Here is a 22,769-nt window from a genome sequence, read left to right as displayed (position 1 = left end):
ATATCCCGCTCCGCGGGATATGACCCGGCAAGCCGGGTCATAGAGCGCGAATTGCGCAAGCGCAATTCCATTCCGGCGCTTGCGCCGGAATGGAATTCCGCAAGCGGAATTCAAAAGGCGAGACAATTCGCGCAAGCGCGAATTGTGGGCACCCGCGCAAGCGCGGTTGCCCTGGGCTGGCTGTGAGGGGAGGTGCATCACGGCGCGGGCCTGTGTAGGGTTTGGGATTCCCAGTCACCCCTCCTTAGTCGGGAGGGGTGACTGGCCGTCGGTTTGACGGGGTGCCGGCCCCGCGGTGGTGGTGGGCTCCGCTTGCGCTCCGCCCTGAACCTCTCCCCCACTCTCGAACCGGCCGCTCACGTTCACCTATACCCCGCTGGCATGCAGGGCGATCGCCTGTTCGTGGGCAGGGTTGAGTCATGTGTCACTCTGGGGGGCGAGGCTGTCTCATGGATGATGCATCACAAGTGTCTACTGTGTAGAGTCTGGAATTAGGTATCACACCCCAGCGTCGCGCACCTCGCGCGAATCTCTTTCTGATTACGCGCCGTATCTGCGAAAAGGAGAACGCGGAGGGCATGGCCGTGAAACTGCGTGACCATCAGATCGAGGCCGTTGCCGCCATTGTGCGCGGTCTCGATGTCCCGCCGGGTGGCATCCCTGTTAATGGGCTGCGTGGGCAGGTGCACGCCGCGTGCGGGACGGGAAAGACCATCATTGCGGCGGCGTCGGCGAAGCGTCTGGTGCCCAAGGGGCGCATTCTCGTGCTGGTGCCAACGCTGGACCTTCTGACTCAGACCGTGCGGGCGTGGCGTGAGGTGGGGCATGCGGGGCCGGCGGTTGCGGTGTGCTCGCTTCAGGACGACCCGGAGTTGTGGAACCTCAGGGTGCGCTCCACTACGAACCCTGTGCAGCTGGCGTTGTGGCACGGTTCAGGGCCTGTGACCGTCTTCGGGACGTACGCCTCGCTGGGTGTCTTGGCGGAGGCGTTCGAGGGGGTCTACGGGCAGCGGTTGGAGCCGATGGACCTGACGGTGGTGGATGAGGCGCACCGGACGTCGGGGTCGATGGGTAAGGCGTGGGCGGATGTTCATGTCCAGGGTGTGATCCCGTCGTGGCGGCGGTTGTATCTGACGGCGACGCCGCGGATCTGGGAGGAGCGGCTGGATCGGGAGGTCGCGGAGGGGGTGCGTGATCCGTTGCCGCGGGAGTTGGCGGCTTCCATGGACGACGAGGTTGTGTTCGGGCCGGTGCTGTACAAGCTTTCTTTGGCGTCGGCTGTGTCGCGTGGGCTGCTGGCGCGGTATCAGATCATCGTGTTGGAGCTTCAGGACCCGGTTGTCACGCCGGAGCGGTTGATGGGTGAGGAGCGGCGCAGCGAGCAGGTGCGTGGGGAGCGGCTGGGGGCGTTGCAGGCGGCGCTGTTGCACGCGATGGCGGAGCACGGGTTGTCGACGTGCATCACGTTTCATCATCGGACGATGGAGGCGCAGGCGTATGCGGAGGGCCTTCAGCGCGTGGCTGCCAAGTTGTATGCGGATCGGCCTGAGGTGTATCCGGCGCGGGTCTGGGCGGACTGGTTGTGTGGTGAGCACGCGCCGGAGCGGCGGCGGGAGGTGCTGGGCGGGTTCGGGGCGACCGGGCGGCGGGCGGTGCTGTCGAACTGTCGTGTGCTGGGTGAGGGTGTGGACATCCGGGCCGTGGACAGTGTGGCTCTGTTGGACCCTAAGGGTGCGCCGCATGACATCGTGCAGGCGATCGGGCGGGCTTTGCGTCAGAAGCCCGGTGAGGGCAAGGTTGCTTCTTTGATTGTGCCGGTGTTTCTCCAGCCCGGAGAGCAGCCGGAGGATATGTTCACCTCCGGGTCGTATCGGCCGTTGGTGAAGGTGTTGGAGGGGTTGCGGGCTCATGATGAAGAGGCCGTGGAATTGTTGGCTATTCCGCAGGAGCCGCAGAGGAACTGGGCGCAGCCGTCTGTGAACATCGGTCCGCCGCCTGGGGAGGGTGAAGAAGAGGCTCGTTTGTTGCTTCGTTTTGCGGCTCCCAGGGATCCGGTGATGGTCGCGGACTGGGTCAGCTTCAATGTGATCGACACCGAGCGTCAGGACTGGGCGCGTGGCTGGGCGAGGCTGAAGGCGTACGTCGAGCGCGAGGGTCATGCCCGGGTGCCGTACGGGCACCGTGAGGGAGCAACTCCTTTGGGGCAGTGGGTTGCTGAGCAGCGGCGGGCGTATGGGGCCGGGGAAATGAGTGGTCTGCGTGCCCGCCGGCTGGAAGAGCTCGGGATGGTGTGGTCGGTCGCCGATGAACGGTTCCAGGAGAACCTGGCCGCGGCCCGGGTGTACTACGGGGAGTACTGGACGCTGTGCGCGCCGAGGACCGCGACCGTGTTGGACCGGCCGATCGGGCAGTGGCTCGCGAACCTCCGCCGCCCCGGCGCCCTGGACGGCAAGCCGGAATGGGCAGCGGCGCTGGAGGCGGTGGATGCGGACTGGAACCCGGCTTGGGCGCCCGTATGGCAGCGGCACTACGCGGTGGTGCGGGAAATGCTCGCCGAAGAGACCATCCTCGGGTACATCGACCCCGGCGTCACCGTCCACGGCATGGACATTGGCAAGTGGCTCGCCCGGCAACGCCGGCCCGAGGTCTGGGCCGGGCTGTCCGACGGGCAGCGTGAGCGCCTGCAGGACATCGGCGTCGTCCCGCACGCCCCGGCCCTCGCAGGGTCTGCCGGAACGGAGGAGGCCGCGGTGCCGTCTGCGGCGCCCGTGAGTGCCTTCGAGAAGGGCGTTGCGGCCCTGGCTCAGTACAAGACCCGCGAGGGCACGGTGACCGTGCCCAGGGGACACACAGAGACGATTGTGGTCGACGGCCAGGAACATCCCATCCGGCTCGGGGTGTTCCTGTCGAACGCGAAGTCGAGGCGCGGGAAACTCGCGGCGGACAAGCTCCAGGCCCTGGCCGCGCTCGGATTGGAGTGGGCGGTGGCGTGACGCTGCCGAACGAGGCCCCCTGGGTGCGCGGTGCGCTCCGGGCTTCGTCGTCTCGGGGTCTGCGGCATCGCACTGGAGTGTGTGTAGACACTGGGATCCCCGGCCGCTCCCCTTTTGGGCGGCCAGGAGGGGTTCGGTGAGGTGGCTCACCGTGGGTGTAGAGCGCTCGTGCGAGGCGGGTGCGCGGCAGTAGGCGGCGTTGGTTTCGCGGAGGACGGGACTGGCAAGGGTGCCGTGGCCGTCGCCGGGTGGTGCCCTTTCGGCGCCACCCGGCGGAGGTCAGGAGAGTTGTCGGCCAGTCACCGGAGGTGGTCAGAGCTGAGGCTGGGTTCCTTCACGCCGGCGGCCGTGGCCGAGACGGGTACTGCAGGGAAGAACGTGCCTTGGTCGCTCTGGGCAAATGTGGATCTGCTTCCTCCATGTCGGCCTACGATCTTCCGAGAACCTGGGCTAGGCAGCTGAAAGGCTCAACTGCTGAGCGGCAGGACCGAGGGGGGTACGTCGTGGCTACGCTGAACCACAAGGAACGCACCGTCGGCTTCTTCGAGGTCGTCATTGTCAAAGAGGGGAAGGCCCGACGCATTCCAGAACTCATGGATTGGGACGGGGCGCTCGCGGCTCTGGCGCAGGCGCCTGTGGGAGCGCGTTCGCATGAGGGCGAACACCGGATCGTAGGCACTACGATCACCCACAACATGGAGGACCACCTGCTGCTGCACCGGGTGAAGGATGCCGGTGAGTGGTTGTCGGTCATCAACTTCGACACCGGCCACCTCCGCGAACTTGAGCAGTCAGCACATGAGGGTTACCTGGACACCTCCGTGGTCTGCTTCCTGCCGTTCGGGAACGTGGTGGGGATCATGCAGGGTGGTGTGTCCGCGCCCAGCCACAAGGCGCTTGAAACCTGGCTCAACGGCATCGAGATGTTTCCCAGCTCCCAGCTGCAACTGCGCCCTGTCGTTGCGCACTCCGAGATCGAGAAACTCAAGACCGCAGTGGGGGCAAGCCGCGTTGAAGTGAAGGTCATGGGTAACAAGATGGGCGCTCTGCGGGAGCAGCCGCGAACCGGCGGCCTCGCCCGACTCCTGCGTGTTGCAGGCGACGCTTACGGAGAGATCAGCGTCACGATGGTCATCTCCGTGCCGAGAGGGAAGGAACTGCGGGAACACCGGCAGCATCTGCTGGCAGACCTCGATGAGATTTCCGATGTCGTCACCGGTGCCGAACGAGCGCGGGCCCGGCTTGTGTACTCGGACCCGGGGGGCCCGGAACAGACCCGCCTCGTCGAGCTGGTCGAACACAGCATCACGGCCAAGAAGCGGGTGCCGGCCACGGACGCGGAAGGTAACTCGATCCGGATCGTGTCAGCGGTGGATGCCATCCTGGCAGCAGCGGCCGAGCATGAGGACGCGCTCCGGCTCGCGGTGGATGCGGGGGAATCATGACCTAGGGGGATCGTGTGGGCGTCCGTACGAGCATCATCGACAAGTGGGCCGAGCGAGCCTGGGCCGACTATCTGATCGCGGTGACGGTCATCGGGGCTCACCTCCTCATCATCCGGTTGTCCGGGTCGGGAGACTGGCTCACGTGGATCGGCGCTACCCAACGCACCGACATGTATGCGGCAGCAACAGGCGCCGTATCTGCCATCGGCGGTCTCAGCGCCATCGCTATCGCCATCTACACCACAGCCAACGGTGAGCGTCTGCGTGCCGTACGGCAGCAGCGTCATGGTGAGCTTCGACGTACCTGGCGCAGTCTGCTGCAGGGCACTGCGCTGGCATGTGCTCTGATCCTGGCCGCCTTCTCGCTGGACCGGGACGACGATCCCTTCTCCGTCCGCTTCGTCTTCGAGTACGCCATGGTGTTCGCGGCCCTGCGATTCGCCCGCTTCGTGTGGCTCTTCGACCAAATCATGGCCGTGTCTGACGCGGATCTGGTGGAGGAAGGGCCGTCCGTAGCCGTACCTGCACGGGACCCGAACTGGCTCGAACGCCGACGTCGTCAGTACGACAGTGGTGCCTAGTTCTGGTGCCAGCGCCGTGCTGCCTCCCTCCATGACCAAGGCCTGTCGTAGAGGAGTTTGGCGCCGTGTTTGTCGACCGGCTTGGGGAAGGTCGGGGCGTAGCCGACGGCTGCGGGCGTTGTCCTGAAGACACCGGAACTGGGTGGAAGGGGCGGCCAAGTGTGGAAGGCCTGAGGCCACCGGCTGCAGGAGCCGCTTGCAAGCTGCTCGAGGGGATGGGCATGGGAGAGATCGTGCAGGGGCTGGAGCGTGCGCTGCGCACCCGGCCAGTTCCCTCGGACACCAAGGCTCGCCTGCGGTTCCTGCTCGCGGCACACCGGGGTTCCACCCTGAGGGTTGCTGCTGTTCTGGGGGTGTCGCAGCGCACAGTGCAGCGGTGGGTGACGAAGAAGCCCGGTGCCCGGCGCCAGCCGGGTCCTGCGCAGATCCAGGCAATCGAGGCGGCGGTCCTTGAGCGGTGGCAGCCGCGGATCCGGGCCCGGCTACAGGCAAGGGCGGAGGCGGAGGGCTTCGTCCTGCACACCAGGGCGCGGTTCGGGTTCGCTGCTGCGGCGGGGGCATCGGACGATCCGCGGGTGCGGCGCATCACCCAGCGTCTGTCCGGGGAGGTCGCTCGGGAGCTGTTCGCCGCTCGGGACGCCGGCGCGGGTGAGCAGCAGCAACTGATGGTCCTCGCCCGCGCGCTGGGGCACGCCTACTTCCGCGCTGACGGCCAGCGTGCCCACGGGGTGCACATCGCCTTCACCGACGTCGAGTTCGCTGACTTCTCGATCGGGTAGCCCTCACACGCGTGGCCGCGCTTTCCCGCCTGGGGACAGCATCGCGTCATAGCAGCCAGCTTCCCGCTGCTCGCGCCAGTCCCACACGGTGCGGCTTTGTCGAGCGGCGGGTGGCTGCGGCGGGCGCAGCCGGGCCGTCTCCGCCACACGCAGCAGGTGTCCACGGTCACCTGGCGCGGCGAGCAGCTCCTGGTCTTCACCGGATACGAGACGGGTGAAGCAGACAATGGCCCTCAGGAAGACGCTGGCCCAGGGTGTACGGGGTAGGCGGCGCAGCCGTCGGTGTAGCGGGCCTGGTCGTGCAGGGCGAGCGTGGCCGCGGCGTCGTCGTAGTCGCGGGAGCGGGCGGTGGCGAGTTGCTGGAGGGAGGCGCCGGTGAACAGTGCGGTGGCAAGGGCTGCGGCCAGGCGAGGATGGGCGGTCGCCGCGTGCAGGCGGTGGGCGATCCGCTGGGCGGTGGGCGCGGTGGGAGGAGCGGGCGGGGGGGGGCGGTGCCGCCAGGCGATCAACGGTGGCGTGCACGGGTCAGCGCAGGGGCGAGGGCTGTCGTAGGAGATGAGGCGTTCCAGTGCGGGCAGGGTGAGCCACCGGCCGGCCGGCCCGGCGGGCTCGTCCGCAGGACGGGGTTCGGCGGCAGGTGTGCCGTAGTAGTGGCGGCGGGCGGCCTCGAAGTCGGCAGTGATGGCGTAGTCGGCCGTCTGCAGGGCCTGGTGCAGGGCGGCGGGCGGGTGGGGGCGGTGGCAGACCAGGGTCAGGTGGACACCGGTGAGGGCATGTAGTTGCAGGAGGCGCATCGTGCGGCGGGCGGTGAGTCGGTGGGCGCGCAGGACGGTCAGCCGGGTGACGGGCAGGGCGGCGATCCAAGCCGTGGCGGCTTCCCAGGCGGGCTGACGGCCGGCGGGGAAGCGGCCCGGGAGCAGGGGCGGTTTGCCCAGGGCGGCGAGAAGGTCGTGGGCGAGGCCGGTTTCGCTGGTGGTGCCCGGGCCGGGGTGCAGGGTGATCCGGCCGGACAGCAGGTGGTGGGCGGCCAGGGCGGTGTGCGTATGAATCGCGTCGTCGCCTGGGTCGATGACCACGGTGACGGGCGGCGGTGGCGCGGCAGGGAACATGGTGGTGTGGCGGTCAGGCAAGGCGGCTGAAGGCCCAGCGCAGCAGTTCCTGGTCCACGCGGGGGCGGCCGGTGCGGGCCAGGGCGGTTCTGGTGTGGGCGGTCAGCTGGGCCCAGGCCCGGAAGTTGCCGTGGGCTGCGTGGCTGTCGGCGAAGGTGATGTCGTCGGGGTCGGCGTCGGCCCAGAGCGGGTGGAACAGGGGGATGGCCTCGAGGACCTCGGCGGGGGTGAGGCGTGTGAACTGCTGCCAGATGAAGATCCGGGAGGAGAGCATCGGTTCGCGGCGCAGCACGGTGTGGCAACCCGCTCCGCCGACGAAGATGATCGCGAGTTGGGTGGAGGGTTCGTCCCATAGGTAGCGGAAGTACTCGAATGCCTCGCCGTTGAGCCATTGGGCTTCGTCGACGAGGAAGGTGCGGGGGCGTTCGGCCAGGGCGGTTTTCAGCAGGCGGTCGAATTCGCTGGGGTGGCGGGGTGGTTCGCCGGCGAGGTCGAGGGCGGTGAACAGTTCGTACCGTACGGCGCGGGCGGTGGGACGGGCCCGGAAGGTGATTTTGCGGACGTCCTCGGCGGGTTCGAGTTCGCGCAGGCAGGTGTTGACGGCGAGGGTCTTGCCGAAGCCGGCGCCGCCGTGGATGCACATCATCGCGCGGGCGGCGACGGTGTCGCCGATGTTCTCCCGGGCTGTGAGCAGGGCGCGGGTGGTGACCACGGAGGCATCGGGCAGGTCGACGTACTGGTAGGTGGCCGCGCTCACGAGACGTCTGCGTCTTCGTCGATGGTGGAAGGTGCGGCCCGCTTGCCGGAACCGTCGCGGGCGGGGTCGTCATGGTGGCTGGACGGGACGGGGGCGGGCTGGGCTGGTGTGGTCAGCGCGGCCAGGGAGGCAGGGGTACGCCAGCCGGCCGGGGGCGCGGTCGGCGGGATGAGGTCCGGCAGCGCCAGATCCGACAGGTCGGTGCCGGCCGCCTGGGCGAGCTCGGCCTCGGCCTGCACGGTGGTCAGGGTGCCGAGCCGCCGGGGGGCCTCGGGCTGGTTCACGGCCGCGTAGCGCTCGCGCTGGGATGCCTCCAGGTCCTTCTTCAGACGGCGGGCGCGGGCGGCCCGTGCCCGCTGTACAGCGCTGACCTGTTCCTCGGTTGCCTGGTCGGCCAGGTCCGCGGGACCGAGGTAGCGGCCGGTGGCGGCGTGGTAGACCTCGATGCGGTGGTCGTGGTGGGGCATGAAGCGGACCCGGACCCGGATACCGGACTGACCGGTCATCCACGGCCCCACATAGTCGCGTTTCCTGAAGCGGATACCGCGGGTGGTCAGCGTGCGGGTGCCGGCGTCCTCCAGGGTGAACGTCCACAGATCCGCCGCGACCACGTCCCGCAGCGGGGTGGGATCGTCCTGCCACGCCTCAAGCGGGGTCCTGCCCGCAAGCGGCGCGGGCTGGTGTTCGGTGTTCCACCACGACGTCCAGGCGAGCAGCTGGGTGGTGAAGTACTCGAAGGCGAGGAGCACCTCGTCCTTCGGGCGGGAAGGGCGTTTGCCGGGGCGCGGCTGGCGGGCGTAGCCGGGCAGCGCGGCCAGGAACATGCTCTCCACTGCCCGGTTGAGGCCCTCCACGGTGCCTTTGAGGTGGGGGGTGTAGGCGGGCAGGTCCTCCACCGTCACGTCCAGGAGATCGAACGCGGCGGTCACCGTCCGGGACAGGAAGTCCTTGCCACGGTCGACACGTACCTTCTCGGGCAGGCCGCCGAACGGGCCGTAGGGGTCCTCGCGCAGGACAGCGGAGCGCAGCGCGGCCAGCACCGACTCCCGCGACGGATGCACCGGCGTCACGGCAACACCGGTGATCGCGTTGGTGGCGCAGTCGGTGAACCAGGTGATCCACGGTCTGCGGGCCCTGCCCTCGACGTCGACCAGGACGGGGGCCTGCATGTGGTCGGTCTCCCACACGCGGTTGCGCCACCCCCGCGGCCGGGCCAGGAACACATCGTGCTTGCGTGCCGCCCGCTCACCACCGGCAAGTCCAGCCCGCTCCCCCGGCGTCAGATCACGGTGGATCGCCCGGTGCAGCGTCGGGACCGAGGGAGGCGGATCCCCCTCGCCCTTGGCCGCGCGAGCGGTCAGCTCGCGATGCACCGCTGCAACGTTTCCCTTCCACAAGGCCAGCAGACGGCGCACTTCGGGGGTGACGGAGAAGCGGTTTTTACTCTGGGCCCGTGCCCCGGGCTCTGCGGCCGCTGACTCGTCATGCTCGGCAGCGGCAAGCCACCGCCACACCGTGCGCTCGGTCACTTCCAACGACTGAGCCATCAGCCGCACATGCCGCGTTGTCAGTTGCTGGTCCTGCCGCAGGGCGAGCAGCCGGCGCACGGCAGGGCCGCGCAGCGCCGACAGGGAGGAGGAAGGCAGGCCTCCCCGCACGCCCGGTCCCTCCCCGTGCGCGCCGGAGCGGGAAGCGTCCTTTCCCGGCTCGGCCGCGCCGGTCACAGCGGTCCCACGAGCCGTGCGCAGGCCCGCTCCAGCATCCGGCGGTCCACCACCGCCCGGCTCTTGCCATAGATTTCGGCAGTCAGGTGCGAGGTCAGCTTCGCCCAGGTCCGGAAGTTGCCGTGCCCCACATGCTCGTCCACCCACGCGACATCGTCCGCGGTCACGTCCTCCCACAGCGGGTGGAAGGCAGCCATCACGATGGCCACCTCCCGCTGGCTGAGGCACGGCACCAGCTCCCAGGTCAGCACCCGAGAAGCCAGCGCAGGTACCCGGCGCAGCGCCCGTTCGCTGCCCGCACCCGCGAGCACGAGTGCCGTATCCGTGCCCGGGTGGTCCCACAGCCCGCGCAGAAACTCCAGCGCCGGCCCCGGAAGGCGCTGTGCCTCGTCCAGCACCAGCACGCGGGGCTGCCGCAGCGCGTTCACCAGCGTCAGGTCGGCCTCCCCCGCCCCCCGCGGCAGACGCCCGCCCAGCTCCAGGGCGTCCGCGAGCACCCGACGCAGTTCGGGGACCGTCGGATGCACACCGACATGGACCCGGCGGACCCGGGCCGGGTGCGGCAACTGGGAAAGGGCGTACTGCAACGCGACGGTCTTGCCCTGGCCGGCATCGCCGTACAAGCACACCACCGCCCCGACCGCGGCCGCGTGCGCGACAGTCCGCAGCACCGACCGCACAGCGGGCGTGTGCACCACCTGCGCGCCCGGCACCAGGACCGGGACCTGTTCCAGATGCTTCTGCTCCCGCAGGAAGACCTGCCCACCCGCGCCTTGGCCGGCCACGACGTTCAAGCCCAGCTCGCTGAGCGGATCCGGCCTGCTCGGCCCGGCCGCCACGGGCTCCCGCTCGACCAGCAAAGCCCGCCCCGCCCGTCGGTCTCTGCGGATCACCCGGTGCAGCGTCGACGCCGACGGCACCGAGGCTCCGCCAGCCGGCGCCTCAGCTCAGCGACATTCCCTCCCACCTCGCCCAGCAGCGCCCACACCTCGTCCGACACCGCATACCCCTGCCGAACCCCGGCCTCCACCTGCCCGGTCGCCTTCGCCTGCTCCAGCCAGCGCCACACCGTACGCTCCGAGACACCCACCGTCTCAGCGACCGCACGCACATGCCGCGTGGCCAGCTCTCCCGCCTGCTGCCGCTCCAGCAGACGACGCACCACCAGCCCCCGGGGCAGCACAGGCCCACGACCGGCCCTTACCTCTTGATCCACCCCCCGATCACACCGGCCGGGCCCACCTCACCGCATAAGAACTCACGAACCTGAGACAACATCAGCTGCCATGCGGTAAAGCCCTACGACAGCGATCCCACCCATCAACCTCTCACCCCGTGACAGCGACCTGCCCACGCGTAAACACCCACTGACCAGCCCCGCAACACCCACCCCTGAACCAGCACGACCGACTCTCACCCCCACCGACACCAACCCGAGAGATCGCAGCTCACCGCCCGCGACGTGCGCGCCATCGGCCAGTGCTGCGAGAAGCGGTTGTCGCCACTGACCGTGACGGACGTCCACGCAGTCCTCAAGTCCGCCCTGGAACTCGCCGTGCGCGAGGACGAACTGCCGCGCAACGTCGCCCGGAACGTCAAGACAACCGCGCCCCGCCCCAGGCGCTTCCAGCCCCTCACCGCCGCCGAAGCCCGGCAACTCCTTCATGCGGCCAACGGCGACCGGCTTCACGCCCTGTACGAGCTCGCCCTGCGCACCGGACTCCGCAAGGGCGAACTCCTCGGCCTCCACTGAGAAGACCTTGACCTCGACGGCGGCACTGCCACCATCCACCGCTCCCTCCAGCGGACCCGCAGCCAGGGTCTGACCGTCCTGAACACCAAGACCCTGGCCTCCGAGCGGCGCATCGCCCTCCCTACCGAATGCCTCAGTTCCCTCAAGATCCACCAGGAAAGGCAGCAGGACGAGCGTCAGGCGGCCGGATGGGGCTGGATGGGCAACGGGCTCGTCTTCGCCACCCCGAAGGGCAGGCCGCTCGACCCCACCAACCTCACCCGCCGCTTCCGCCGCCTCCTTCGCAGCGCAGGGCTCCGGACGATCCGCTTCCGCGACCTCCGGCACTCGACCGCCACCCTCCTCCTGGAACAAGGCGTCGACCTCGTCGTGATCAAGGAACTGCTCGGTCACGGCCACATCGGCGTCACCGCCGGCGTCTACGCCCACGTCCGGCTCCGCCTCCAACGCCAAGCCATCGACCGGCTCACTGCCGCACTCACCGAAGAGGGCGCTGGCCCTCACGAGCCACCGCCCCCATCAGCCGTCCGCTGACGTTGCCATCACCGTTGCCGTCATGGCCAGCTACGAGGCCATGACGGCATGTGTGTCAATTCATCACTCGCCAAACTCTCCCAGCTCACCAATTAGCCGTTGGCGGGCCGCGTCCAACCGTTCGGAGTATTCGGAATCAAAGATTGACGACAATTGCGTTTCCAGCGTTCCGCTGATCCTGAACAGAGCAGACCAGACAGCTCGATCGTCGACGAGTGTCGAGAAATCTTCTCGATGCATAACGCGGTTCATCCAGTCGGACAGGACGAGCGCCTGATCGTCTGTCAACTCAATCTTCACGGGGATCTCTCTTCAGATCGCAGCTCTCATGCCGGCGGCTCACCATTACAGCTTCCCATCCCGCAGCAGGTAGGTTAGCTGATCCCCACTGGATCGCCACCCGCCGAGATATTCTCCGACATTCGGACCGTTCGCGGCGAATGACGCGTGAAGCCCCGTGTCATCTACGTAATGGATGGCGGCCTGCCCTCTATACGTTCCTTGGATTTGGCGCGTTCCCGGGCTCTTCACGAACTGCTCAATGGCACGAACGAACGCCTGGCCATTCGCCTTATTGTATGGACCCTTCACGCCGAAGTCCTCGGCATGCATAACGCCCTGGTCGCTCGTCCGCATGTAGTGATGCGGAATCTTGTCGGACGACATCCAATTCGTTCCACACCCGGGCCCGCTGTTGTGAACGAGTATCGGAGTCTCGCCTGCCAGCACATAGTACGTGTGGATGTCGGCAACTGAGAGGTTGTAGACCGTCGCCTGCTGCGTCCAGCGCCTGACCGCTGTGATCTGGACGTGCGTGCTGGCGCTAGTGCGGAGCCACTGCCCAGGAGTCAGTTCGGTTGCGTCGATCCAGGCGTGGAGGGTCGGCACCCAGAAGGGGTGGCCGTCGGTTGCCGTGACGGATGCAACCTCGTTTCCAGCCGGCCCATCCGTGTCTACGGTGATATTGACGAGGTGCTTCTCACCGGTGCCCGCGATGGTGGCGGTGACCTCCTTTTCGACGGTCTCGCCGGTTTCAGGGTCGGTGGCGAGAACTTTGTCGCCGAGCTCGAGGTCCTCGATGGGTATCGTTCGGCCATCGGCCGCCACCACGAGCGTCCCGGGAACGAAGCTGTTCCCGGGGCCACATCCGCGCATTAGCTTCCTGGTGGCCAGTGCGAGAATCACATCGAATGCGATCTTGGCTGTTCCTTGGGCGCTCCTGCCATTGGAAAAGTCGTCGACGTATTCGCCCCCTCGGGCGAGGACCCCTTCGGCGGCACCCATGACAATCGCGGCCGGGTCCACGCGGTTGCGGAGGTCACTTAGGGCCTCTTTGCAGGTGCCGTCCCAGGTGACGCAGTTTCCGATATTGGAGAACTCGGTGGCCGTCGAGTTCCAGATTCCGGTGCCGAAATTGATTGCTTCATCAACCAGGGAACTGCCGAAGTCAGAGACCCAACCGGTGAAGCCGTCATCGTCGTCGTCTCCGCCGCCATTGGTTCCCTTGGTGTCCGGCGTGAAGGTCTCCTGTCCTCCGTCATCCTTGAGCTCTTTATTCGGTGTCCAGGCGGTGTCGTCCTCGCACTTCCCGTTGCCCGCATCCAAGCAGGTGCCGGTGGGGTCGGAGAAGGTAACGGGGTTGTTGCCGGCGTAGCCGTAACCGTTCAGGGTCTGTGGCTTACCAACCTCCAGGAGAGGGTCGACGCTGATGAATTGGCCGAGGTTGGTGTCGTAGTCGCGGGCGCCGATGTGGGTCAGGTTGGTGGTGGAGTCGATGTCGCCGTTGACGAAGCCCTTGTAGCCGGGCCAGAACGCAGGGGCTGTTCCGCGTTGCCCCCCATAGGGGAGGGCTTTGCGGCGGTTGAAGGTAAGGGTGGCGGCGCTGAAAGAGAGGGTGTTGGTGTTGTGGTGGTCGGCGACGAGGATGCGGACCTTGCCGTCACTGCTGGTGCGGACGGCGGAGCCGCCGGGCACGGTGTAGTAGCGGGTGCCGCCTGCGATGGAGGCTGGGGTCGTGCCGGCCTGGCGGGTCAGTGCGAGTTCCTGTCCACCGGGCAGGTAGAGCGTGGTGGTGGTCGGGTCGCGCTTGACGATCCGGGTGCCTTCGGCGTCGTAGAGGAAGGACGTGGTCTTGGCCGAAATGGTGGAGGTGGCGAGCTTGCCCTCTTCGTTCCAGGTCAGGTCCTGGACCGGTCCGGCGTTGGCGGGAGTCTTCTTGGTGAGGTTTCCGGTGGTGTCGTAGGTGTAGGTGTCCGTTCCGGTCGTGCCGCCGCTGGCGGTGACTGTGCGGACGCCATGAGCCTGGGCAGCACCAGTGGTGGTGGGGTAGGCGTAGGTGCGGGTGGTGTCGGCTGTGATGCTGCCGGCTTTGTGGAGGGTTTCCGTGGCGCGCTGGCCGGTGTCGGTGAAGGTCCAGCTGGTCCAGTAGGGGTCGACGGTGCCCAGGTTGGGTGTGCCGGTGCCGTTGACGGGCTTGGTGGCGCAGGCGTCGCCTGTGGTCCAGGCTTCGGTGAGGCGGCGGGCCCAGTCGTAGGCGAAGCACTGCTGGTCGAGGGAGGCGCCGTCGTTCTGGGCGTCGCGGATGGATGTGATGTTGCCGGCCGGGTCGTAGCTGTAGGTGATGCTGGATGGGGTGGCCGGAGCAGTGGCGTCGCGGTCGACCTTGGAGGTGATCAGGCGTCGGGTGGACGTCTCGTAGGTGTTCGTCTGGTAGACGTTCTTGCCGAGGTTGTTGAGCTGGGCCTGGGCGAGCTCGCCGTAGGGGGTGTAGCTGGCGCCGCGGAGGTAGACCTGGCTGAGGGTGCCGTCGACGATGCCGAGCATGTCCTGCGCGCCGTAGTGGTTGGTGACGGTCTCGGCAGGCAGATGTGTGGTGGCGTTGGTGTTGGTGGTGCTGTAGGCGGCTGTTTCCGGCAGGCCGCTGACCGGTGTGGCTGTGGTGGCGACTGTGTAGGTTCCGGCGAGTAGTTCCTCACCGGTCACCTTCGGGATCGTCACAGTGGTGCCGGTGGGCTGGCCGGTCGAGTCGTAGCCCTTGACGGCGGTCTTGTATTCGGCGTTGGCGGTGATGGAGGAGTCGTAGCGGCTGGACGTGGCGGGCAGGCCGAGGCCGCCGGCCATGTCGTAGGTCCATTCGGCGAGTTTGGTGCCGGTGACCGAGCCGGTGCGCAGGCTGGTCTTGCGGCCGAGTTCGTCGTAGGTGGTGGCGAGGGTGACGTTGCGGGCGTCCGTCACGGTCTCTACGCGGCCGTCGGCGTTGTAGTGGAGGGTGCTGGCGCCCTTGTCGGGGTCGGAGGTGGCGACCTGGCGACCACGCAGATCGTAGGTGTAGGTCCAGGAGTTCCGCTTGGATGTGTCCGTGACGGCAGAGAGCAGACCTGCCTTGTTGTAGCTGCGAGTCGTCTTCTCGTACTGGGTCGCAGCGGCGCCGATGAGCGGGGTGCGGTCCTTGTACTGACGCTCCTCGACGGTACGGCCACGGACGTCGGTGAGGGTGAGGGTGGCGGTGCCGCCGGCGGGCGGGACGCTGGCCGTCCAGTAGTCGCCGTAGGTGGTGCTGGTGCGCCACTTCTCCACGTTCAGGGACAGCAGGATGTTCGCGGTGACGCGGCTGTGGCCGTCGTACTCGCTGCGCATGGCCTGCGGGATCTGGTTGGGGGTGACGACCAGCATCGCGTTCGAGACAGCGGAGCTGTTGTAGAACGGCGCGTTGGAGAGGTACGGGCGGCCGTGGTTGTCGTAGAAGGTGTCGCTGACGACTCGGCCGGTGGTGTTGATGGCGTCTGACTGGGTCTGGCGGGCGCGCAGGAGCGAGTCGTAGAAGGTGGTGCTGGTGCCCCAGGTGCCGTTCTCGTAGAGCTTCTTCGAGGTGACGGTCGAGGGGACGGTGTTGGAGAGGTTGTAGGTGAAGGTGGCGTTGGGCTGTGCGGTGGTCGCGCGGCCCGTGCTCCAGCCCTTGGTGAGCCGGCCCAGCGCGTCGTACTCGCTGCTGGAGGTGCGGTTGTTGGCGTCGGTCGAGGTCAGGGTGAGGCCGCGCATGCCGTCGTAGGTGGTGATGGCAGCGTGGTTCTTGACGTTCTTGACGGTGACGGTCGTCGGCTGCGCGCCGGTGGCCGGGTCATAGGTTGTGGTGACCGGCTGGTCGTCCTGTCCCTTGGCGGTCAGGATGCGGCCGTACTGGTCGTAGGTGGTCAGCGAGATGGTGTCCCAGACCGGGGTGAGGTCGATCTTGTAGTCGGAGAGCAGTTCCGTCTTGGTGACGTTCGCCTTGCCCGGCTCGGGTGCTGCTCCGAGGGCCTGGCTGTCGTAGTAGGTGTGGGTCCAGCCGGTGACCTCAGTGGGTCGGGAGTAGCAGTTTGCGTTGTCGGTGCTGACGACCTCACTGGGATACGCGATGAGCCAGTTGGTCGTGTCCGGGGTGACGTAGTTGGTGAAGGTGCAGCGGGATTCGACGGTTCCCGCGCCGTCGTCGGCCTCCTTGAGGAGCAGTCCGTAGGTGGGGTCGTATCTGCGGGTGGTGGTGAGGGTGCGCCAGGTGCCGTCGTCGAGGAGGGTGCTGGCCTTCTCGGTCTCGGTCCCGGACAGGTGGGCGGTCTTGGGCTGGAGTGTGGGGGCGGGGTCGTTCGGCTTGTCGGGGTCGGTGATGCCCTTGACCGTCTGGGTGGCGGTGGCGGCTGACTCCCACGGGGTGTAGGTGGTCTTGGTGTCGATCTTGCCGCCGGTGCCGTCTTTGTCGTAGGTGGCGCTGGAGGCGACGCGTCCTGCGAAGTCTTCGCGGTCGGCGACACCGTTGATGGCCACGCCGGGGCGGGGACTGCCGTCGGCGAGGGTGTCGCCGGCCATGCCGAGGTAGTACGTCTTCTCGGTCTTCACCCGGTTGGTGGCGCCGGTGTAGGTGCGGACGGTGCCGTAGCCGCGGAAGACGTTCCAGGTGCGGTGCTTGTCGAGGGTGAACTCTCCGGTGTCGCGGCGCCAGTTCGGCCCGTCGGCGTATTCGTAGCTGGTGACCTTCGACTCGGAACCGCTGCCGCCCGTGGTGTCGTTCTCGTCGATCCGGGTGACGAGGTATTTGTGGAACCAGTCCTTGACCGGGTCGACGTAGCCGTCGGGAGTCCACCAGGAGGGGTAGCAACGCTTGGCGTTGGTGTCCGGCGCGGTGGGCAGCGTGGTCGAGGTGCACTCGGTGGGGCTGTAGGTGACCAGGGTCTGGCCGCCGGTCTCGTTGGTGATGCTGGTGATGCGCTTGCGGTTCAGGGCCGGCCGGCCTTCAGCGGCGTCGACCCGGTTCGGCATGAGCGCGCCGCCGAAGACGGTCGGGTTCAGGGTGATGTCGGTGAGGGCGCCGGCCTTGCCGGTGCGCTGTACGGAGTCCAGCCACAGCGAGGGCGTGGAGGTGTCGCCGGTCGCCGGGAAGGACTGGGTCAGGGCCCAGGTGTCGACGGGCTGCAGGGTGGTGCCGACGAGGGAGTAGGTGTTGATGCTCGTCAGGCGCTGCTTGGACCAGAACGACGGAGCGGCCTGGAGGCATTGCGTGCCGGAGGTGCAGTTCAGGTCGACGGGGGTGTCGGGCCAGCTGGTGGCGTGTGCCTCGTCGAAGGTGCAGTCTGCCGCCGTGCAGCGCGGCGCGGTGGTGAAGGTGACTCGGCCGGCGGGGTTGGTGGTGGTGTAGACGGCGCCGGCGCGCAGGCCGTAGTCGATGCGGTTGAGGTAGCCGCCGCGGATGTACGGCTTGGGGTCGTCGATCTTGCTGTTCTGCGCGTAGTAGCCCTGTTCCTTGGTGTAGTAGAGGGCCATGGCGTTGCCGTGCGGGTCGACGACGTAGTCGAGGTTCCAGCGCCAGCCTTGCTGTTCGGCGGAGGAGGCGTAGTCGTCTGCGTGGCCCTGTTCGCCGGTGTGGTTGCCGTAGACGGGGGCGGTGAAGACGGAGTTGGTCTCGGTCTTTCCGGTGGTCCAGCCCGGGAGGTGGTTCTTGCCGAACCAGTACTGGGTGCCGTCGGTGGTGGTCACCTTCCAGTACTCGGAGTCTTCGTCGCCGGAGTTGTTCGGCTCGGTGTCGTAGACGCGCTCGATGCGGGAGCCGTCGTCGCCTTCGAGCTTCCAGGTGCTCTTGGTGTCGTCCCAGACGAGCTCGTTGGAGGAGCCGTTGAGGGAGAGGGTGGCGTTCTCCGACTTCCAGCACAGGTCGCCGGTCTTGGTGGTGTTGTTGCCGTCCTGCTTGTCGTTCTCGCAGGGGGCGTAGCGGCGCTCGATGAAGCCGGGTGAGTACTCCCAGCCCTCACCGATCCATGATGGCTGGTTGTTCGTCGATGCCGTGCGTCCGTCGATCGCGGAGGAGTTGTAGGACAGAGCGATCTTCGGGACGAGACCGCCTGGTGCGGCAGGTACGTCGATGGGCACGCTCCAGCCGAAGCCGCCCGAGTTGCCGCCGGCGGACCAGGAGCCGGAGGCGGCGAGTGAGGTCGCCTTGAAGGAGCCCTCACCACCGCTGGCTCCCGCGGTGGCGGCCAGGAGCGTGGCTTCTGCGGTGTTCATTGCGAGCGAGGACAGTGTGGAGGATGTCCTGGTTGTGCTGCCGGCCGCCGAAACCTGGGGCGTGGCGGAACCCGTCGTGAGCGTGGCGCTGAGGGTGTGGTTCTTGGTGTCGTTCTTGGTCGCCAGCGGTGTCTGCTTGCGACACTCCGACTTCTCCGGAGTCGTCAGCGCGCATGCCGGGAGTGTCACGAGACGCAGGCGGGAGGACCATCCCGCCGCGTAGGCGCCGCGGATGGCCGTGTAGTCGATCTCGACGTCGAGCCGGGCCGAAGGGGTGGCCGCCGGGTCGGTGTCGCGCAGCGACATCAGCAGGCCTTCGACTCCCGCCTTCCGGGCGGTGGCGCGGTCCTTGACCGCGAGCTCCAGCCGGTCCGAGCCGGGACTGCTCTTCTTGGTGTGCGAGGCGGCGTGGGCAAGGCGGACCGGCAGTCCGCCGACCGTCGCACGGTTGTGCGCTCCGGCTCCAACGCTGAGCTGTTGCGTGGCGGGAGTGGGCCAGGTGACCGGTGGCGCCTGCCAGGGCGGGTCCGCTTGGGGTCTTCTCTTCAGCCCTGTGGGGATGTAGTCGGTGCCGTTGACGGACTCGGTCTTCGGCACGGATGGAGGCCCTGGGACTTCGACCCGTGCGGCCCACGCAGGCGCGGAAAGCAAGGAAACACTCAGGGCCGTGGAAAGAACTCCGGCAATCCCGGCGTGCGCCCGCTTCACCGCCCACCCTTCTCTGCGCCTATAAAAAGGCATGACGAAGCCATGGCGGAACGACATTGAAAAACCCACCCCAATGAAACGCATGAAAGCCAGATGATCACCGCATCCAACACTGCGGCATGCACGCCTGACAAGCACAAATGTCAAGTCGGCCTCCGGATAGACGGTTGCTGCATCGCCAATCCACGACGACCCTCTGCAAGCGCGACCAACCGTCCAACCAGGTCTTTTGCGATCCAACGGTGGTCAAAAGCCGCACATCCATAGACGCATTAAAATCGGATTCCATCCTTACGCTTGCAGGATCAGCCTCACAACCGGAGCCCTCTTCGAGTTCACTGAACTGACCACCCGATGTATCGCCTTATCTGGGTTCGGGATAGAGTCCGGCGCCAGGAGAGACAGGATTCGCTTTCTTGCCTGCAAAGAGAGCCACGCCCTCCGGAAAGGCATCACAAAACATGCGCACCATCAGATCCAGACGCGGCCGCAGGTCGATCGCTCTGGCGATAGCCGCCTCAATGGCTTTGCCCGTCTCGGCGGCTGCGGCCCTGCCCGAGACCTCCGCGACCGTGAGCACCGTCGGCGGAGCCGCAGCGCCGGAAGCCGAGTTCGAGAAGACAGCCTTCGCGACGGCCGCACGGACGGGCCAGCGCGTGGAGATCATCGACCGTCGCGAGGAGACGGCCGAGTTCTTCGCCAACCCCGATGGCAGCACCACACGCCGCTCCTACGCCACTCCGAAGTGGACGCGGCTCGAGGGTCAGTGGCGTACGACGGACCCGACGCTGGTCAAGAAGCCCGACGGATCGATCGCGCCCGCCGCCCCGGCCTTCTCCATCGCCTTCTCGGGCGGCGGCGCCCAGCCGCTGGCCACGATGGTCAAGAAGGGCAAGAAGCTCGCCCTGTCCTGGCCGACCTCTCTGCCCGAACCCGTCATCAACGGCGACACCGCGACGTACCGCTCCGTGCTTCCCGGAGTGGACCTGAGGCTCATAGCCGAGGTCGACGGCTTCGCGCAGCACCTGATCGTCAACACCCCCGAGGCCGCCACCAATCCGGCCCTGCGCAGCATCGCACTCGGTGTCGAGACACACGGTGTCACCCTCACCGAGACCGCTGACCACAGATTCCTGGCCAAGGACGAGGCCGGCGAGACAGTCTTCAGTGCGCCCGCGCCCAAGATGTGGGAGCAGCCGCCGACTGCATCCGAAGAGCAGCAGACTGCTGCGGCCGGTATGTCGGCGATGATGAGTTCTGCCGAAGAGGCGGAGTCCGAGGTTCCCAGCAGCGCGCCTGTCGCAGCGGACGTGAGCGGCAACACGCTCACCCTGACTCCGGACGCTGGTCTTCTCGCTACTGCGGACCAGTTCCCGCTGATCATCGACCCCCCGTTCAGTGGTGGGTACCGTGAGAAGTGGGCGGTGGTCTATTCGGCGACGCCGAGCGCCGCCTACCCCAATGGGTCGGGCTGGAACTCCTCAACCCCGGCTGACGAACCGCGCGTCGGCTTCAACGGTGACGGCAACACCCGTTCGTTCTTCGCCATGAACACCAACGGCCTGCAGGGCGCCACCATCACCGGCGCCAGGTTCGCCGTGATCCAGACGCACTCTTGGGCCTGCAGTGCCAGCACGACAGGCCCGGTGGAGCTGTGGTCCGCAAAGGACATCACCACCACGCCGACGTGGAACTCTCAAGGGAACTACTGGGGCAGCAGGCTCGACTCCGACCCCTTCCCTGGCTTCAACCAGACGTACTGCCCCGAGAACGAACCCGGGCACGAGTTCACCAGCGCCGCCCTCACCGATTACGTCCAGCAGGCAGCCAACAGCAGCTGGGACCCCCTTGTCTTCGGGCTGCGCGTCCCGGACAGCTACCTCGGCGACGTGAACAGCTTCAAGCGGTTCCGCAACAACCCGGTCCTTGAGGTCGACTACAACTACAAGCCCACCGTGGACGCCTCAGCCGCCTACGAGGGCTCCTGGGCCCCCTCGGGTGACGGCAACAAGCCGGTGCCCTGCGGCACTGCCATCGGCAACAGCGGCATCGCCCTCACCGCCAAGGTCGCCGACCGTGACGGTGGCCAGGTCAAGGCCGTCTTCTCCGTCAAGAACGCCAACGGCACGGCCATCTCTTTCGCACCGAACATGAACTACAAGTCGGTGACGAACGGCCAGTGGGCGTCTGCGACGATGCCCTCGAAGAACCTTCCCAACGGCACGTACACCTGGAGTGTCTACGCGGACGACGGCGAGGGCCCCGACAGTGCCCCCACCGCCGCTTGCTCCTTCACCGTCGACACGTACTTCCCCAAGATCCCCGTTACCGTCCTCAACACCGACGGCAGCCCCGCCGACGAAGACGGCACCACGACAAACCCGGACGGCACCTCCCGGCCCAAGGACCGGTATCAGGCCCGCAAGCCGGTCACACTCCGGCTCACCCACCCCACAGCCGATGTGGTCGGCTACTGCTGGGCCATGGACCACTTCGTGTCCGTCGACAACACCCGCTGCTCCAACGGAACCTGGGTGAACGCCGGCACCGACGCGAACAACACCGCCACCATCACCGTCACACCTTCGGGCTACCCGTACAGCACCTTCTGGGTCGTGGCCTACGACGCTGCCGACAACCACTCCCCCGTCGACGGCACTGACGAGACGGTGCAGCTCTCCACCACCCCGTCCGAATTCGTCTACGAGCCCGGAGTCACCCCCTTCACCCAGGGCATCTCCCCTCACGACCGCCGGGGAGACCTCAACGGTGACGGCTACAGCGACTTCGTCGCCACCGACACCGACGGCAAACTGTCGTTCTATGCAGGCAACGGCACTCTCGGAACCCCGGCGGCAGGACGAATCGTCGGCACCGGCGGCTGGGGCGGATCTCTCATCGCCCACGGCGGCGACCTGCAGAACTTCGTTAGCCCCACGAAGGGCCCGGACAGCTATGAGGACTTTGTCGTTCGTCTCCGTGTGAAGGATGATGACGGCACGTACAGGTACAGGCTCTTTCTGTACCCGGGCAACGGAATGGGATCCCCCTGGGTCTACTCCCGCCAGGAGATCGTCCACTCCACTCAGGACGACTGGCTCGGTCTCCGCCAGATCGTGCTGCCCGGCAACATCGACGGCAAGCCCGGAAACGACCTCATCACCGTCGAATGCATCTGGGACGACCCCGACAAACGCACGACCTGCGTCAACGCCGAACTCCGGCTCTACAGCGGCAGAGCCGCCGCCGACGGAACTCAGGACCAGACCGCGGCCTTCAGCGCGACGTCGACCACCCTCGGCACTTGGGGGTGGAGGGACTTCACCAACCTCGCGGTAGACAACATCAACCGCGACCCCAACGGCTACGGCGACCTCGTCGCCCGCGATCCCGCCACCAACAAGCTGTGGCTCTACCCGGGGGAGATCACCGGGACCTGCCCCGCGTGCACCCTCTCCTTCTCCTACGAACACAGGACGGAATACGGCAGTGGCGGCTGGAACCAGCGCCCGTACCTCACCTCGCCGGGCAACATCCAGGGCGTCGTCAAGGATGATTCGGTCGACGAGGACGGCACGAATTTTCCGTTCAAGCGGTTCGAGCCCACGGCTGGGGAAGAATTCGGTGACTTCTGGGCCACCACACCAGCCGACCCGGACACCCCCATCCAATACATGGACGGATCGGGCAACGTGACCAGCAGACTCTGCCCGACCGGCTGCCTACTCACCTACCCAGGCGGTGCTACCTGGCACGGAACACCACGCCTTGCGGGCACGGGCGGCTGGGCCACCGTCATCACCGGCATCTTCTAGCAGCCCGTGATCAACTGGCAGCCCCTCAGAGTGGGCCGCT

The 22,769-nt window shown here is 67.2% G+C and carries 13 protein-coding genes and 1 pseudogene; 7 read left to right on the top strand and 7 right to left on the bottom strand.

Features of this window, described 5'->3' with window-relative positions; genetic code table 11:
- From ABT041_RS17295 to tpg, 5 genes are all read left to right on the top strand, one after another.
- Window positions 1-186 (top strand): hypothetical protein (locus ABT041_RS17295; RefSeq protein WP_351184806.1); only part of this gene is annotated, 186 nt, incomplete at its 5' end.
- Between the two features lie 392 nt (window positions 187-578).
- On the top strand, window positions 579-2,993 hold the full coding sequence (locus ABT041_RS17290) for a DEAD/DEAH box helicase (RefSeq protein ID WP_351184804.1): 2,415 nt from the start codon (window positions 579-581) through the stop codon (window positions 2,991-2,993).
- 503 nt (window positions 2,994-3,496) lie between these two features.
- Window positions 3,497-4,438 carry a hypothetical protein gene (locus ABT041_RS17285; RefSeq protein WP_351184803.1) on the top strand — a complete coding sequence of 314 codons (942 nt, stop codon included), beginning with the start codon at window positions 3,497-3,499 and terminating at the stop codon, window positions 4,436-4,438.
- Between the two features lie 14 nt (window positions 4,439-4,452).
- Entirely contained in the window at window positions 4,453-5,019 is a 567-nt protein-coding gene (locus tag ABT041_RS17280) for a hypothetical protein (RefSeq protein ID WP_351184801.1), read from the top strand.
- A 221-nt stretch (window positions 5,020-5,240) separates the two neighbouring features.
- Window positions 5,241-5,798 (top strand): telomere-protecting terminal protein Tpg, encoded by a 558-nt coding sequence (gene tpg, locus ABT041_RS17275; RefSeq protein ID WP_351184799.1) that lies wholly within the window; start codon window positions 5,241-5,243, stop codon window positions 5,796-5,798.
- Window positions 5,799-6,031: 233 nt separating this feature from the next.
- Here the strand turns inward: tpg and ABT041_RS17270 are convergent, their stop codons facing one another.
- The 5 genes from ABT041_RS17270 to ABT041_RS17250 form a co-directional block, all read right to left on the bottom strand.
- Entirely contained in the window at window positions 6,032-6,907 is an 876-nt protein-coding gene (locus ABT041_RS17270; RefSeq protein WP_351184797.1) for a hypothetical protein, read from the bottom strand.
- Between the two features lie 13 nt (window positions 6,908-6,920).
- Window positions 6,921-7,664 (bottom strand): AAA family ATPase, encoded by a 744-nt coding sequence (locus ABT041_RS17265; RefSeq protein WP_351184795.1) that lies wholly within the window; start codon window positions 7,662-7,664, stop codon window positions 6,921-6,923.
- A complete protein-coding gene (locus tag ABT041_RS17260; protein WP_502976512.1) occupies window positions 7,661-9,271 on the bottom strand; it encodes a transposase in 1,611 nt (536 codons plus the stop codon). Before ABT041_RS17260 ends, ABT041_RS17265 begins: the two co-directional genes overlap by 4 nt.
- 113 nt (window positions 9,272-9,384) lie before the next feature.
- On the bottom strand, window positions 9,385-10,281 hold the full coding sequence (locus ABT041_RS17255; protein WP_351184791.1) for an AAA family ATPase: 897 nt from the start codon (window positions 10,279-10,281) through the stop codon (window positions 9,385-9,387).
- Window positions 10,278-10,550, bottom strand: a complete 273-nt coding sequence (locus ABT041_RS17250) for a helix-turn-helix domain-containing protein (RefSeq protein ID WP_351184789.1) — start codon at window positions 10,548-10,550, stop codon at window positions 10,278-10,280. The genes ABT041_RS17255 and ABT041_RS17250 overlap by 4 nt, the downstream gene beginning before the upstream one ends.
- A gap of 306 nt (window positions 10,551-10,856) precedes the next feature.
- Between ABT041_RS17250 and ABT041_RS17245 the strand changes: the two are divergent.
- Window positions 10,857-11,675: pseudogene (locus tag ABT041_RS17245) on the top strand (tyrosine-type recombinase/integrase); the annotation flags it as partial.
- Window positions 11,676-11,738: 63 nt separating this feature from the next.
- On the opposite strand, the gene ABT041_RS17240 reads toward ABT041_RS17245, so the two are convergent.
- Together ABT041_RS17240 and ABT041_RS17235 are read right to left on the bottom strand one after the other, a co-directional pair.
- Window positions 11,739-11,975, bottom strand: a complete 237-nt coding sequence (locus tag ABT041_RS17240) for a hypothetical protein (protein ID WP_351184787.1) — start codon at window positions 11,973-11,975, stop codon at window positions 11,739-11,741.
- A 45-nt stretch (window positions 11,976-12,020) separates the two neighbouring features.
- Window positions 12,021-18,803: a polymorphic toxin-type HINT domain-containing protein gene (locus tag ABT041_RS17235; protein ID WP_351184785.1), complete on the bottom strand. Its 6,783-nt coding sequence runs from the start codon at window positions 18,801-18,803 to the stop codon at window positions 12,021-12,023.
- A gap of 572 nt (window positions 18,804-19,375) precedes the next feature.
- Between ABT041_RS17235 and ABT041_RS17230 the strand changes: the two genes are divergently transcribed.
- Window positions 19,376-22,729: a VCBS repeat-containing protein gene (locus ABT041_RS17230; protein ID WP_351184783.1), complete on the top strand. Its 3,354-nt coding sequence runs from the start codon at window positions 19,376-19,378 to the stop codon at window positions 22,727-22,729.
- Window positions 22,730-22,769: the final 40 nt, after the last annotated feature.

Source organism: Streptomyces sp. NPDC002825 (assembly GCF_040295385.1).
In the GTDB taxonomy this organism is placed as follows: domain Bacteria; phylum Actinomycetota; class Actinomycetes; order Streptomycetales; family Streptomycetaceae; genus Streptomyces.
The sequence above is the reverse complement of the archived record's forward strand: the minus strand, read 5'-3'. Positions and strand labels throughout refer to the sequence as shown.